Source organism: Pseudomonas sp. Pseusp9, assembly GCF_059491265.1.
In genome coordinates this window covers 410317-425720 of the sequence record NZ_CP168500.1, presented here as the reverse complement: position 1 = coordinate 425720, position 15404 = coordinate 410317, and the positions used below count along the sequence as shown (strand labels likewise).

At 61.4% G+C, this 15404-nt stretch carries 10 protein-coding genes; 2 read left to right on the top strand and 8 right to left on the bottom strand.

All coding sequences use genetic code 11. From position 1 onward, the window contains the following. Positions 1 to 48: 48 nt before the first annotated feature. From ACEN8E_RS01805 to glnE, 8 genes are all read right to left on the bottom strand, one after another. On the bottom strand, positions 49 to 1500 hold the full coding sequence (locus ACEN8E_RS01805) for a lipopolysaccharide kinase InaA family protein (RefSeq protein WP_495591200.1): 1452 nt from the start codon (positions 1498 to 1500) through the stop codon (positions 49 to 51). Further along, complete coding sequence (locus tag ACEN8E_RS01800) at positions 1500 to 2252, bottom strand: lipopolysaccharide kinase InaA family protein (protein WP_495591199.1); 753 nt, start codon at positions 2250 to 2252, stop codon at positions 1500 to 1502. Before ACEN8E_RS01800 ends, ACEN8E_RS01805 begins: the two co-directional genes overlap by 1 nt. Continuing rightward, entirely contained in the window at positions 2249 to 2983 is a 735-nt protein-coding gene (locus tag ACEN8E_RS01795) for a lipopolysaccharide kinase InaA family protein (RefSeq protein WP_495591198.1), read from the bottom strand. Before ACEN8E_RS01795 ends, ACEN8E_RS01800 begins: the two co-directional genes overlap by 4 nt. After that, positions 2983 to 3789, bottom strand: a complete 807-nt coding sequence (gene rfaP, locus ACEN8E_RS01790; protein ID WP_495591197.1) for a lipopolysaccharide core heptose(I) kinase RfaP — start codon at positions 3787 to 3789, stop codon at positions 2983 to 2985. Before rfaP ends, ACEN8E_RS01795 begins: the two co-directional genes overlap by 1 nt. After that, the gene (locus ACEN8E_RS01785) at positions 3790 to 4911 is read right to left on the bottom strand and encodes a glycosyltransferase family 4 protein (RefSeq protein ID WP_495591196.1); all 1122 of its coding nucleotides are present in this window, start codon (positions 4909 to 4911) and stop codon (positions 3790 to 3792) included. Next, positions 4911 to 5972: a lipopolysaccharide heptosyltransferase I gene (gene waaC / locus ACEN8E_RS01780; protein WP_495591195.1), complete on the bottom strand. Its 1062-nt coding sequence runs from the start codon at positions 5970 to 5972 to the stop codon at positions 4911 to 4913. Before waaC ends, ACEN8E_RS01785 begins: the two co-directional genes overlap by 1 nt. 1 nt (position 5973) lies before the next feature. Continuing rightward, positions 5974 to 7008, bottom strand: a complete 1035-nt coding sequence (gene waaF, locus ACEN8E_RS01775) for a lipopolysaccharide heptosyltransferase II (RefSeq protein WP_495591194.1) — start codon at positions 7006 to 7008, stop codon at positions 5974 to 5976. A 203-nt stretch (positions 7009 to 7211) separates the two neighbouring features. After that, positions 7212 to 10151, bottom strand: a complete 2940-nt coding sequence (glnE, locus tag ACEN8E_RS01770) for a bifunctional [glutamate--ammonia ligase]-adenylyl-L-tyrosine phosphorylase/[glutamate--ammonia-ligase] adenylyltransferase (RefSeq protein ID WP_495591193.1) — start codon at positions 10149 to 10151, stop codon at positions 7212 to 7214. A gap of 383 nt (positions 10152 to 10534) precedes the next feature. On the opposite strand from glnE, the gene aceE reads away from it, so the two are divergent. Together aceE and aceF are read left to right on the top strand one after the other, a co-directional pair. Then, positions 10535 to 13180 carry a pyruvate dehydrogenase (acetyl-transferring), homodimeric type gene (gene aceE, locus ACEN8E_RS01765; protein WP_495591192.1) on the top strand — a complete coding sequence of 882 codons (2646 nt, stop codon included), beginning with the start codon at positions 10535 to 10537 and terminating at the stop codon, positions 13178 to 13180. 11 nt (positions 13181 to 13191) lie between these two features. Continuing rightward, positions 13192 to 15144 (top strand): dihydrolipoyllysine-residue acetyltransferase, encoded by a 1953-nt coding sequence (aceF, locus tag ACEN8E_RS01760; protein ID WP_495591191.1) that lies wholly within the window; start codon positions 13192 to 13194, stop codon positions 15142 to 15144. Positions 15145 to 15404 lie beyond the last annotated feature (260 nt).

Here is a 15404-nt window from a genome sequence, read left to right as displayed (position 1 = left end):
GTGTTCTACACATTCCACTGTGGGATCGAGCCTACTCGCGAAAAGAGCTCAGTCAGCGCTGGAGATGTCTTTGGGAAGACGCTGATCAATCACCTGATACAGTGCGCTGCTTTCCGGCCAATTGCGCATGAACCGCGCCCGATCCCGGGCATAAGCCGGGGCAAAGCTGCCCACCGAGCCATGCTGACGCATCGCGTCCAGATCGATCAACGCCCAGCGGTCCTGCTGCCAGAACAGGTTATGCCCCTTGAAGTCGCCATGGCTGATGCGTTCACGAATCAGCTCGGCAAACAGATGGTCCAGCGCCGCCAGCTCGGCTTCCGGTGCGTCGCCCCGCTCCACATAGGGCGCAAAACGTTCGATGATGTCCGGCCCCGACAGATACTCGGTGATCAGGTAAGCCCGGCTGCGCAGCCACAGAAAACGCTTTTCCAGCAACGCCAGCGGCTTGGGCGTGGCAATCCCGAGGAACGCCAGGCGGTTGCCTTCGCGCCATGAATGCCAGGCCCGGCTCGGGCGCCAGAAGCGCTTGAGCCAGTGGGCGAAACCCTTGATGTTGTAGCGTTTGATCACCAGCGTGCGGCCATCCACCTCGACCTTGCCGACGCTCGCCGCCCCGCCGGTCTTGTACAGATGCCCCAGGTCGAGCAAGGCATCGGCCTGCTCCAGCACCGTCACCATCGACGACGCCTCCTCACGGCGAATCGCCTGCAGCCCGAAGGCCCCGCGCTGGACGCTGAACAGCGTGCATTCGCGGCCGACCTTGATCAGGAAGTCCTTGAGGCGCCAGCTGCGGACCTTGTCGATCTGCTTCTGCAACGCTTCCATGGGCAAGGCGTGCTCGCCGTTGCTGAGCAGGTAATACACCAGCAACTCTTCAATGAAGGGTTCGATCGACTTCGGCAACTGGGCGAAGAACACCCCGAGGTTTTCCAGGACCTTGTGCCGTGAAAGCGGCTGACCGGGCGTCTCGCAGCAGATACCCGCACCATCGATCAAATAAAGGCGACCGCCCTGACGCAGCAAATTGTCCAGGTGCAGGTCTTCCTGCCACAGGCCCTTGCGATGCATCTGGCCGATCGCCCCCAATGCCTCGGCCAGCACCGCCCCTTGTCCATCGGACAGTACGGGCTGTTGCTCAACCTGCTTCCAGGTGTCACCCAGACTTTCGGCATGCTCAAGGAAATCAAACAGCAGCCAGCCACCCTCGCCGTCCTTCAGGCCATCGGCCAACAGCTGCGGCGTGGTCAGCCCCTGGGCGGAGAGCAGGCGCACGCCGTCCAGCTCACGCTGAAAATGCCGTGCGGCCTTGCCGCCGACCAGCAATTTGGCCAACACCGGCCGACCACGCCAGACGCCGGCACCGACATAACGCTGCCCCGGCAAGACCCGCAACAGACTCAGCAGTTGCAGCTCCGCGGGGCCGGCGGCATCGGCCAGCGATACGCTCAGCGGCAATACGGGATTGCGGCCAGCTTCCTTCAGTTCGGACAAACGCATCAGCGTGGCCTCTTTTGACTGCGCCGCACGGTCAAACGCTGCAGCCAGCTGTCGACCAGCGAGCTGTCCTGCGGTTGATCCAGATAGGCGGCCAGTAATTGCCGTAGTTGCGACTCGTCCCACTCGGGCGCGCGGCGCACCAGTGGTTCCAGGTCCTTGATTCGGTCACGCTGCCCGTACAGCAGCGGCCGGGTCTTTTCCAGATCGATCAATTGAGCCTGATAGCCATCGCCGGTGGCGCGCATGAAAATATGCTTGGGATAAAAGCACCCATGCACCTGACGTGCAGCGTGCAGTTGCCTGGCCAGTTCGCCGCAGGCCTTGAGGATTTCCGAGTGCTGCTCAGGGCTCAATTCATCCCAACGCTGCAGCAGCGATTCGAGGTCGTCCCAACCATCCAGGGCGCGGGTCAGCAGGATTGCGTGCACTTCGCCATTGACCTTGCGCTCCCCATAGAACACCGCCTCCAGCGCCGGAACCCCCATCTTCCGGTAACGGGAGATGTTGCGAAACTCGCGAGCGAAACTCGGCTCGCCGAAGGGGGCGCGCAATGTGCGGGTCAGATAGTTGCTTTGCCGCTTGAGGTAGAAACCATGACCTTCCAGATCCAGCCGAAACACACTGCTCCAGCCGCCGCGACCGGTGTTGGGTTCATCCACCGCATCGAGCTGCCTGGTCCAGAGTGCATCGAATGTGCCGAGGCCATGGCGCTCAAGCAGCGCACGGTCTTCATCGGCCAGAAAATCGGTCATTCGCGACCCTCGAAAAATCTCAACACGTGCCGGATGCGTTTTTTGTCCGCAGCATTGAGCCGGGGCCGGTTACGGTATTGCAGGTAAAAGCGCAGGCGCTGGGTCGCCGACAGTTGATACTTGGCGACCTTGTCCAGGCACGCCAGATCCTTGGTGATGCGGTACTTGAGCCAGAAGCCGCGCCAGAAATCGCCGTTGGGGCAATCGATCAAAAACAGTCGAGCCTCATCGTCGACCAGCAGGTTGCGCCACTTCAAGTCATTATGGGTGAAACGGTGGTCGTGCATGGTCCGGGTGTGCTGCGCCAACTGACGACTGACGGTATCGACCCAGGCGCGATCCGAAAGTTTAGGATAGCGCCGCTCGGCCAATGCCGACAAATCTTCAGTGCGCGGCAGTTCCCGGGTAATCATCGCGCCGCGAGCGTAGGCCATACCCCGCCGCTCCAGCCCCCAGGCCACCACGTCGGCAGTGGGGATACCCCACTTGGCGAAGCGCTTTAGGTTCTGCCACTCCATCTTCACCCGAGGCTTGCCCAGGAAACGCCGCAAGCCTCTGCCAGCGCCCACGTAGCGCTTGACGTAATAATTGACGCCATTGCGCTCGACACGGATGACTTCCGAGAGCAGGTCACTGGTGATTTGCTCGCCTTGCAGCGCAAACACAGTCTCGAGGCTGCCAAAGTCATCGGCCAGGTCGCTGTAGGCCGGTTCCAGTCTCCAACCCGGCATCAGAGCGCATCCCCGTATCGCTGCTTGCGCTCGTAGAGCTTGTTGGCCTTGCCGTCGAGCCATGCCAGCAAAGCGGCCTCTTCACTCAGGATCTGACGCAGCGGCTGCTGGAAATAGCCCTTGAGGAAACGCAGCTTGTCGCGGCGGGTCAGGCCGATGTCCAACGCGGAAAAGTACAGGGCCGCCAGATCCTTGTTGCGCCAGCGCGAAGTGATCGCCGGACGGGTCTGGGCGCGGTGCAGGTCGATCACCGAGAGCTTGAAGTCGTCTGCGGTCACCGGTTTGTCGGTGTGCAGCAGGAAATGGCAGATGTAGCAGTCGCGGTGGTTGACCCCGGCGCGGTGCATCATGCCGGTCATGCGCGCGACTTCAGCGATCAGCGCGCGCTTGAGCTTTGGCTCGGGCGACTGACTTTTCCAGTCAATGCTGAAATCTTCGAGGCTGATCGTGGGCGCCAGCTCTTCGGTGACGATGAACGAGTGCTGGTCGGCCGGGTTGCGGCCCTTCTCACCATACGCAACAGCGGTCATGGTCGGCACGCCGGCTTCCTGCAGACGCTGAATGGCCTGCCACTCCTGACCGGCACCCAGTACGGGAAGCTTGGCAGTGAGCAGGTTCTTGAAGATTTCGCCCCAGCCGATGCCACGATGGATTTTCACGAAAAACCCGTTGCCGTCGACTTCCGTGCGTAACGTCCGGCGTGCTTCCAGCTCGCGGTACACCTCGCCCTTGAGCCCCTCGACTTCGGCGAACGGGTCGCGTCCGGCCCAGAGGCTCTTGAACGGTTCAGCCAGCATCAACTTCATTTAAGCGTGCTCCGCCAGAATCACATCGGCCGCGTGCTGCGGCATGCTGTAGAGGTCGGCCGTCTCGGCGTAGGCCAGACCATTGCGGCTCCAGGCCGCCCTTGCTTGAGCGTCGTTCAACATGCCGGTCAGGTACTGCGTCAGCTGTGCCTGATCGAACGGTTCGTCCAGCACCAGGCCGGCATCGGCCTCGGCGATGTAATGGGCGTAACCGCACACCGCGCTCACCAGCACCGGCAAGCCGGCCACCAGTGCTTCGAGCAGCACGGTACCGGTATTTTCGTTGTACGCCGGGTGGATCAACAGGTCGGCACCCAACAGGAAACGCGGGATATCGCTGCGCCCCTTGAGGAACGTGACGTTATCGCCCAGCCCCAATGTCGCACTCTGCATCTGGAATAATTTGGGGTCATCCTGGCCAATTACAAACAGCCGGGCGCGCTTCCTCAACTCGGCGGGCAGTGCCGCCAGTGCCTTGAGGCTGCGATCCACACCCTTGGTCTTGAACCCGGAGCCGATCTGCACCAACAGCAATTCGTCGTCCTTGAGATTGAACTCGGCGCGGAACCCTGCTCGGACTTCATCGGCATCGGCCGGTCGGCGACGGTCCTGGGCGATACCCGGTGGCAGCAGATGGAAACGTTCCAGCGGCGTGTCGTAATGCTTGATGAACAGTGGCTGCTGGACCTCGGAAATCATCAACACTTCGGTCTTGGCATCCCTGGCGAACACCGCCCGCTCGTATTCGGCGAAGTGGCGATAGCGGCCCCAGCGGCGATACAGCGAATTGCGCAGGTTCTGCGCCTTGTCTTCGAAGCAACCGTCGGCGGCGTAGTAGACGTCCAGGCCCGGCATCTTGTTGAAACCGATCAGGCGGTCGACCGGGCGCCGGGCCAGGTCCGCCTCCATCCATTCGCTGAGTTTTTCGTTGCGCCGATGGTTGAAGAACGCCTTGACCGGCGCCACCAGCACTTCGAAACCCGGCGGCACGTCGCCTTCCCAGATCAGCGTGTAGACGCGAATCTGGTGACCGCGCTGCTGGCACTCCAGGGCGATGCGCATGAAATCGCGCTGCAAGCCGCCAAACGGAAAATATTTGTACAGGACAAATGCCAATTGCATCAGCGCAGCTCCTCAGCCATTAACAACGTGCTCAGTCGGCTGGCGACACGCTCGGGGTTCAGACGCGTGAAGCACAACGGCCACTCGCGTTTCAGGTCAAATTGACGGGTATCGTCGGCCGTCGGTTGATAGGTGCATTTCTTTTGCAGGCACGGCGCGCACGGGAAGTCGCTGGCCATGTGAATCTGCACCTTGCCGTAGGCGCCGGTCAGGCCCGGATTGGTTGGACCGAACAGCGACAGCGTCGGCACATCCAGCGCGGCGGCCAGATGACCGAGGCCGGTGTCCACCGCCACGCAGGCTTGCGCGCCGGCCAGCACCTTGCCGACACCCGCCAGGTTCAGTTTTGGCAGCACCTCGGCGTGTTTGAAACCCGCAGCGATACGCTCGGCCCGGGCTTTCTCCTGCGCATTGCCCCAAGGCAACTTCACCCCTACGCCAAGGTAGCCGACCCGTTCGGTCAGCTCGCGCCAATAGGCTTCGGGCCAGTGTTTGGTGTCCCAGGTGGTGCCATGCAGAAACACCACGTAAGGGTTCTTGCGCGGCAACTCCACCAGGCGCTCGATATTCAGTCCGTAGTCGCCCAGGCCTTTGGGCAAGTCATAGCCCAACGCGATGGCGAATAACTGACGCACTCGCTCCACCGCGTGCTGCCCGCGGGCAACGGCCAGGCGTCGATCGTAAAAACGCGCAGCGATGGGTTCGCGCGCCGAGCTTTTATCGAGACCGGCTACCGGCGCCTTGACGTAACGGGTCAGCCAGGCGCTTTTCAGCAAGCCCTGGGCGTCGATCACCAGGTCATATTGGGTGGCGCGAACGCTTTGCTTGAAGCGCCGCCATTCACCGCTCTTGATGGTCTGCCAGATGTTTTTGCGCCAGCGACGGATCGCCACCGGAATCACCTTGTCCACCGCCGGATGCCAGGTCGGGATCTCGGCAAAGCCTTCTTCCACCACCCAGTCGAATTTGATGCCGGGAATCGCCCGCGCCGCGTCGGTCAACGCCGGCAACGCGTGAATGACGTCGCCCAGCGAAGAAGTCTTGATCAACAGAACCCGCAAGCTATTTGACCTCGACCACAGTGCCCTGCAAACGCTGCAAGGCTTCGTTCACCGCCTGCGGCATGAGCTGGCGCAGGCAGTTGTAATGGCCGAACCGGCACGTGCGGTCGAAGCATGGGCTGCATTCAATGCCCAGGCGCACGATCTCGACATGCTCGGCCAGCGGCGGCGTGAAGCCCGGCGACGTCGAACCGTAGACCGCCACCAGCGGGCGGTTCAGCGCGGCGGCGACGTGCATCAGGCCGGAGTCGTTGGACACCACCGCATCGGCACAGGACAGCAGGTCGATGGCTTCGGCCAGCGAGGTACCGCCGCTGAGGTTGACCGATTCTTCTCGCAGGCCGGGAATCAGCCGCGCACGGATGTCTTCGCCCACGGCATGATCGTTTTTCGAACCGAACAGCCAGACTTGCCAGCCTTCGCGGATCTTCGCTTCGGCAACTTTGGCGTAATGCTCGGACGGCCAGCGCTTGGACTCGCCAAACTCGGCACCGGGGCACAGGGCCAGCACCGGACGGTCGAGGGTCAGGTCGAACTTGGCCAGTGCCGCCTCACGGGTGACCGGGTCGATCTGCAGCGTCGGACGCGGGTAGGGTTTTGGCAACTCCACGCCCGGCTCGTAAGCCAGGGCCATGAAACGCTCGATCATCAGCGGATAACGATCTTTATCCAGCGTGCGCACGTCATTGAGCAAACCGTAGCGGAACTCACCGCGCCAGCCCGTGCGTTTCGGGATGCCGGCAAAGAACGGCACCAGCGCCGACTTCAGCGAATTGGGCAACAGGATCGCTTGGTCGTACTGGCCGGCCAGGGATTTGCCGATGCGCCGGCGCGTCGCCAGCTCCAGGACACCGTGACCGAGCGGAAAGCTCAAGGCCTGGCGAACTTCGGGCATGCGCTCAAGAATCGGCCGGCTCCACTCGGGGGCCAGCACGTCGATTTCGCATTGCGGGTGGCGCTGTCTCAGGCACTGGAAAAGTGTCTGCGCCATCACCATGTCACCGACCCAACTGGGCCCAACGATCAGAATTTTCATGTGGTTTCCATAAACGAACCGGGGAGGCCTACGCCTCCCCGCCTCGAAAATTCTACAGAACAACGCAAGACAACTGTAGGAGCGAGCCTGCTCGTGATAAACCTGAGAGCGCCGCGGGGTATCAGACTAGCCGCGTTATCGTTAACGACCATCGCGAGCAGGCTCGCTCCTACAGGGAATATTGGCGTATCAAATATCCCGTTTCAGCGTAGACCCAGCTCACGCCAGATCCGCATGACCTGCCGCCGTTCGTCCGCGAACTGGTCAGCCGGTATCACCCCCGGGTTCTTCTGCAGAGCCTGCCGGTGGGCCGCGGAACGGTACGCTTTATACACTTCACGCAACAGGCCGGCATCTTCGGCGGGCATCAGCCCTTCATGCTCCAGCTCTTCCAGAATGCGGATATTATCCGTCCAGCGCAGCAATGGCGGGTGTGTTTCTGACCACGCCAGGGCCGCGTATTGCACCATAAATTCAATATCGACGATACCTCCGGCGTCCTGCTTGATATCGAACGGCGCCGTGGCTTCGAAGGCATTCGCCCCGGTGCCGGCCGCCGTGCTCTTGCTGCCGAGGTTATCGCGCATCTTGGTGCGCATCTCGCTGACCTCCTGGCGCAGGGTCGGCAAATCACGTGGCTTGCCCAAAATCGCGGCACGGACCTTCTCGAATGCCTGGCCGACATCCTGACTTCCCACCAGCACTCGCGCCCGCACCAGCGCCTGGTGTTCCCAGGTCCAGGCTTCGTTTTCCTGATAACGGGCGAACGCTCCCAGGGAACTCACCAACAACCCCGACGCACCGGACGGCCGCAGACGCATGTCCACTTCATACAATTGCCCGGAGTTGGTCTGCGCCGTCAGCAAGTGAATGATCCGCTGCCCCAGACGGGTGAAAAATTGCGCGCCATCGATGGGTTTCGGCCCATCGGTTTCAGCCTGGGGATCGCCGTCGTGGATGAACACCAGGTCCAGGTCCGAACCATGCCCGAGCTCCAGCCCGCCGACTTTCCCATAACCGACAATGATGAAGCCGGGATCGCACAAGGTGCCATCGGTGCGCAGCGGTGTGCCGTACTTGGCCACGGTCTGGCGCCAGGCCAGTGCCAGCACTTGCTCCAGGATCGCTTCGGCGAGCCAGGTCAGGTAATCGCTGACTTTCATCAGCGGCAGGCTGCCGGCGATTTCCGAAGCGGCCACCCGCAAGCGGTGCGCCAGCTTGAAGTGGCGCAGGGCTTCCATTTGCTGTTCGAGGTCGTCCTCGGGAATCCGTGTCAGGCGCTCGCGCAACTCGGCCGCCAGCTCTGGCGCCAGCGGCGGCTTGAACAGCCGGCCTTCGTTGAGCAATTCGTCGAGCAGCAACGGGAAACGGGTGATTTGCTCGGCGATCCACGGGCTCGCCGCGCACAGCGTCAGCAACCGCCGCAGCGCGCCGGGGTTCTCGGTCAGCAGCACCAGGTACGCGGAACGACGGGCCACGGCTTCAACCAGCGGCAGCACCCGTTCCAGTACCAGGTCCGGATTGTCGTGTTCCACGGCCTGTGCCAGCAAACGCGGAATAAAAGCATCGAGACGTTCGCGCCCCAGACGCTGCATCGCCCTCAATTGCGGGCTGCTGCGCAAGCCGGCCAGGGCTTTCAAGGCTTTGGGGGCATCCTTGAAACCACCCTCCTCCAGTTGACGGCAAGCGGCCTCATCGTCCTGAGCCTCTTCCCACAGCGGCAACCATTCACCGCCGACCACCACTTCGCTTTCGGCGCCCTGCTCTTCGTCGGGATCGGCGATCACCTGCCCGAAGTGCCAGGCCACTCGCCCGCGCCAATACATCAGTTGTTCGTGGAAAGCCGTCCAGTTGGCGAAACCCAACATAAAGGCAATACGCGCCTGATCCTGCTCGCCATCGGGCAACATTTGCGTCTGGCGATCGGCAATCGCCTGAATCGCGTGTTCGGTGTAACGCAGGAATTCGTAACCTTCACGCAGCTCGCTGATCACGGCCGGCGGCAGGTAACCCTGGCCTTCCAGTGTGCTGAGCACCTTTAACAGTGGGCGCTGCTGCAAGCTCAAATCGCGGCCGCCGTGAATCAGCTGGAACGCCTGGGCGATGAACTCCACCTCACGGATACCACCGGAACCCAGTTTGATGTTGTCGGCCATGCCCTTGCGCCGCACTTCCTGCTGGATCAGCTGCTTCATGGTGCGCAGCGCTTCGATAGCCGAAAAGTCCAGGTAACGCCGGTAGACGAACGGCCGCAGCATGTCTTGCAGATGCGCGCCGGCCACCTGGTCGCCGGCCACCACTCGCGACTTGATCATGGCGTAGCGTTCCCAGTCGCGACCCTGATCCTGATAATACTGCTCCAGCGCATTGAAGCTCAGCACCAGCGCACCTGACGAACCGTAGGGACGCAAGCGCATATCGACGCGGAATACAAAGCCGTCGACGGTCATCGGGTCCAGGGCCTTGATCAGTCGCTGGCCCAGACGAATGAAGAATTCCTGGTTATCCAGCGGGCGCTTCACGCCGACGGTTTCACCGCCTTCGGGGTAGGCAAAGATCAGATCGATGTCCGACGACAGGTTCAGCTCCACCGCACCGAGCTTGCCCATGCCGAGAATGACCATCTGCTGCGGCTCGCCGCTGCGCCGGCCGGTCGGCACGCCGAACTGCTGGCAATGCCGCACGTACAACCATTGATAGGCCTGATCGATACTGGCATCGGCCATCTCCGAGAGGTCACGACAGGTCTGGACCAAATCGGCCTGGCGGGTCAGGTCGCGCCAGATGATCCGCACCTGATGGCGTGCACGTTGACGGCGCAAGGCGCGGCCAAGCTGATCTTCGGTCTCGGCCACACTCACGGCGGCGGCAATCTGCGCGCACAACTCACCGGGAGCGAAGCTGCGGTCCAGTTCGCCGGACTGCACCAGCTGCAGCAACATCAAAGGGTCACGAACACACTGTTCAATCACGAAATCGCTGGCGGCGGTGACGCGGGCAAATTGCGCCCAGCGCTCCGGCGTCCAGGCAGGCAGCCCGTGATCATCGTCCAGGGCGGCGACGGCAGCCCGGAAAGACAGCTCGGCACGGGTGACAAACGGCAGGAGAATGGCGGGCAGTTCGGCAAACGAAGGGAGGCTCATGGTCTATCCTTGATCGGCGTACAACGGACTGCATGTAGTGGTTTTCGAAAACCCACTACCTGAGGGACTGTCGAACAAAAGTTAGAAATAGCTGAAATTTCTTTTATTTTGGCAGCCAGCATCAAGCTTTTACCTTTTTTAGTTGGAAAAAGACCAACCTTAACGATTATTCTCACAACGCAGCCGGGGGCCACAAGCCGCTCATCTGTAGTTTTACTACTCGTATATACATTAGACGGGCTGAAATGCCGGAAGATTTGTAGTAAAACTACACGCCGCCGGAACAACCTGTCGGCAATCCAAGAATTCATAACGTCTGCCCACAAGGCCAGTCGCTAACTCAGGCAACCGATTCTGGTAGCCTTTCCGCCCTGGAGCAAGCCATGCAAGACCTCGATCCCGTCGAAACCCAGGAATGGCTGGACGCCCTGGAATCGGTTCTCGACAAAGAAGGCGAAGACCGTGCTCACTATCTGATGACCCGTATGGGTGAGCTCGCGACCCGCAGCGGTTCGCAGTTGCCTTACGCCATCACCACGCCTTACCGCAACACGATCCCCGTTACCCACGAAGCACGCATGCCTGGCGACCTGTTCATGGAACGCCGCATTCGCTCGCTGGTACGCTGGAACGCGATGGCCATGGTAATGCGTACGAACCTGAAAGATTCTGACCTGGGTGGTCACATCTCCAGCTTCGCTTCCAGTGCGACCCTGTATGACATCGGCTTCAACTACTTCTTCCAGGCCCCGACCGACGAACACGGCGGCGACCTGATCTACTTCCAGGGCCACACCTCGCCAGGCGTTTACGCCCGCGCATTCATGGAAGGCCGCATCACCGAAGACCAGATGAACAACTTCCGCCAGGAAGTCGACGGTCAGGGCCTGTCGTCCTACCCGCACCCTTGGCTGATGCCTGACTTCTGGCAGTTCCCGACCGTATCCATGGGTCTGGGCCCGATCCAGGCGATCTACCAGGCACGCTTCATGAAGTACCTGGAACACCGTGGCTTCATCCAGCCAGGCAAACAGAAAGTCTGGTGCTTCCTGGGCGACGGCGAGTGCGACGAGCCGGAATCCCTGGGCGCCATCTCCCTGGCCGGCCGCGAGAAGCTGGACAACCTGATCTTCGTCATCAACTGCAACCTGCAGCGCCTCGACGGCCCGGTTCGCGGCAACGGCAAGATCATCCAGGAACTCGAAGGCGTGTTCCGCGGTGCTCAGTGGAACGTGACCAAAGTCATCTGGGGCCGTTTCTGGGACCCACTGCTGGCCAAGGACGTCGACGGCATCCTGCAACGCCGCATGGACGAAGTCATCGACGGCGAGTACCAGAACTACAAAGCCAAAGACGGCGCGTTCGTCCGTGAACACTTCTTCAACACGCCTGAACTCAAGGCGATGGTTGCCGACCTGTCCGACGACGAGATCTGGAAACTCAACCGTGGCGGCCACGACCCGTACAAGGTCTACGCGGCATACCACGAAGCGGTCAACCACAAAGAACAACCGACCGTCATCCTGGCCAAGACCATCAAGGGTTATGGCACCGGTGCCGGCGAAGCGAAAAACACTGCGCACAACACCAAGAAAGTCGATGTCGACAGCCTGAAGTTGTTCCGCGATCGTTTCGACATCCCGGTCAAGGACGAAGAGCTGGAGAACCTGCCGTTCTTCAAGCCGGAAGCAGGCAGCGCCGAAGCCCGTTACCTGGCCGAGCGCCGCAATGCGCTGGGCGGTTTCGTACCACAGCGTCGCGCTCAAAGCTTCAACATTCCGACCCCGCCGCTGGACACCCTCAAGGCGATCCTCGACGGCTCGGGCGACCGTGAAATCTCCACCACCATGGCTTTCGTGCGGATCCTCGCGCAACTGGTCAAGGACAAGGAAATCGGCCCGCGCATCGTACCGATCATCCCGGACGAAGCCCGTACCTTTGGTATGGAAGGCATGTTCCGTCAGTTGGGCATCTACTCGTCGGTCGGCCAGCTCTACGAGCCAGTCGATAAAGACCAGGTGATGTTCTACAAGGAAGACCAGAAGGGCCAGATCCTCGAAGAAGGCATCAACGAAGCGGGCGCCATGAGCTCCTTCATCGCTGCCGGTACTTCGTACTCCAGCCACAACCAGCCGATGCTGCCGTTCTACATCTTCTACTCGATGTTCGGCTTCCAGCGTATCGGCGACCTGGCCTGGGCTGCTGGCGACAGCCGCACCCGTGGTTTCCTGATCGGCGGCACCGCCGGCCGTACCACCCTGAACGGTGAAGGCCTGCAACACGAAGACGGTCACAGCCACCTGCTGGCTGCCACCATCCCGAACTGCCGCACCTACGATCCAACCTACGGCTACGAGCTGGCGGTGATCATCCAGGACGGCATGAAGAAGATGACCGAAGAGCAACAGGACGTCTTCTACTACATCACCGTGATGAACGAGTCGTACCAGCAGCCAGCCATGCCGGCCGGTGCCGAAGAAGGCATCAAGAAGGGCATGTACCTGCTCGAAGAAGACACCCGCGAAGCGGCGCACCACGTTCAGCTGATGGGCTCCGGCACCATCCTGCGTGAAGTCCGTGAAGCAGCGAAGATCCTGCGCGAAGAGTTCAACGTCGGCGCCGACGTGTGGAGCGTTACCAGCTTCAACGAACTGCGTCGCGATGGCCTGGCCGTTGAGCGCAGCAACCGTCTGCACCCGGGTCAGAAGCCTAAGCTGAGCTACGTCGAAGAGTGCCTGAACGGCCGTAAAGGTCCGGTCATCGCGTCTACCGACTACATGAAACTGTTCGCCGAGCAGATCCGTCAGTGGGTACCGTCCAAGGAATTCAAAGTCCTGGGCACCGACGGTTTCGGCCGCAGCGACAGCCGCAAGAAACTGCGTCATTTCTTCGAAGTTGACCGTCATTTCGTGGTGTTGGCAGCCCTGGAAGCACTGGCTGACCGTGGTGACATCGAACCCAAGGTGGTGGCCGAGGCCATCGTCAAGTTCGGTATCAACCCGGAAAAACGCAACCCACTGGACTGCTGAGGAGAGATTCTGTGAGCGAACTCATTCGCGTACCTGACATCGGCAGCGGTGAAGGTGAAGTAATTGAACTGTTTGTGAAGGTCGGCGACCGTATCGAAGCCGACCAGAGCATCCTGACACTGGAATCGGACAAGGCGAGCATGGAAGTACCCGCGCCGAAGGCCGGTATCATCAAGAGCCTGAAAGTGAAGCTGGGCGATCGCCTGAAAGAAGGCGACGAACTGCTGGAGCTGGAAGTCGAAGGTGCCGCAGCTGCGGCTCCTGCTGCCGCTGCGCCGGCGGCCAAGGCTGAAGCCAAACCGGCTGCCGCTCCTGTCGCTGCTCCTGCTGCGGCACCGGCTGCCGCTTCGGTTCAGCAAGTACACGTGCCGGACATCGGCTCGTCGGGCAAGGCCCAGATCATCGAGATCCAGGTCAAGGTCGGCGACACCGTCGCGGCTGATCAGTCGCTGATCACCCTGGAGTCCGACAAGGCCAGCATGGAAATCCCGTCGCCAGCCGCTGGCGTGGTCAAGGCCATCAGCGTCAAGCTCAACGACGAAGTCGGCACCGGCGACCTGATCCTGGATCTGGAAGTGGCGGGCGCTGCTGCGCCAGCTGCGGCTCCAGCCCAGGCAGCCGCTCCAGCCGCCGCCGCTGCACCTGCGGCTGCTCCGGCTACTCCAGTGGCTGACAGCGTTCAGGACATCCACGTTCCGGACATCGGTTCGGCGGGCAAGGCCAAGATCATCGAAGTCCTGGTCAAGGCCGGCGACACCGTTGTTGCCGACCAGTCGCTGATCACCCTGGAATCCGACAAGGCGAGCATGGAAATCCCGTCGCCAGCCGCTGGCGTGGTGGAAAGCGTTTCCATCAAGCTCGATGACGAAGTCGGTACCGGCGACCTGATCCTCAAGCTGAAAGTCAAAGGCGCGGCACCTGCTGCACCTGTTGCGGCGACCGCACCTGCCGCTGCTGCTCCAAGCGCTCCGGCGCCAGCCGCTGCTGCTCCGGCTGCCGCTGCTCCGGTTGCCGCTCCGGTTGCTGCTCCCGCCAAGCCAGGCGCCAAAGTTCACGCCGGCCCTGCCGTGCGTCAACTGGCCCGCGAATTCGGCGTCGAGCTGAGCGCCGTTGGCGCCAGCGGTCCGCACGGTCGCATCCTGAAGGAAGACGTGCAGGTTTACGTCAAGGCCATGATGCAGAAGGCCAAGGAAGCGCCAGCCGCTGCCGCTGGTGCGACCGGTGGCGCGGGCATCCCGCCGATTCCGGTCGTGGACTTCAGCCGCTTCGGTGAAATCGAAGAAGTGCCGATGACCCGCCTGATGCAGGTCGGCGCCGCCAACCTGCACCGCAGCTGGCTGAACGTGCCGCACGTGACGCAATTCGACTCGGCGGATATCACCGAACTCGAAGCGTTCCGCGTTGCCCAGAAAGCCGTTGCAGAGAAGGCCGGCGTCAAGCTGACCGTCCTGCCGTTGCTGCTCAAGTCCTGCGCGCACCTGCTCAAGGAACTGCCGGACTTCAACAGCTCGCTGGCACCAAGCGGCAAAGCGATCATCCGCAAGAAATACGTGAACATCGGCTTCGCCGTCGACACCCCGGAAGGCCTGCTGGTACCGGTCATCAAGAACGTCGACCAGAAGAGCCTGCTGCAACTGGCGGCCGAAGCGGCTTCCCTGGCTGAAAAAGCCCGGACCAAGAAGCTTTCGTCGGACGAGATGCAAGGCGCCTGCTTCACCATTTCCAGCCTCGGCCACATTGGCGGCACCGGCTTCACGCCGATCGTCAACGCGCCGGAAGTGGCGATCCTCGGTGTCTCCAAGGCAACCATCCAGCCAGTCTGGGACGGCAAAGCCTTCCAGCCGAAACTGATGCTGCCACTGTCGCTGTCCTACGATCACCGCGTGATCAATGGCGCCGCTGCTGCACGCTTCACCAAGCGCCTGAGCGACCTGCTGGGCGACATCCGCACCATGCTCCTGTAATACCGAGCGGCCCTCCTTCACTGGAGGGCCGCTCGTGTTCCACGTTTCCGAGCCACGCTCGTACCTCAACCCCGCCAATTTGGCGGGGCTTTTTTTGCCTGCGTTTTTATCCGAAGCTTTCACTTCAAGAGCAGCCCTTCCTACATTTGTGGCTGATACAGCCCACAACTCCAGTCCATTTCAGCTCGATATTTTTTGGGGTCAAATAATTAGCCTCAGTGATACGACTGCCAAGCTCAGTCGCAACTGACACATCATTG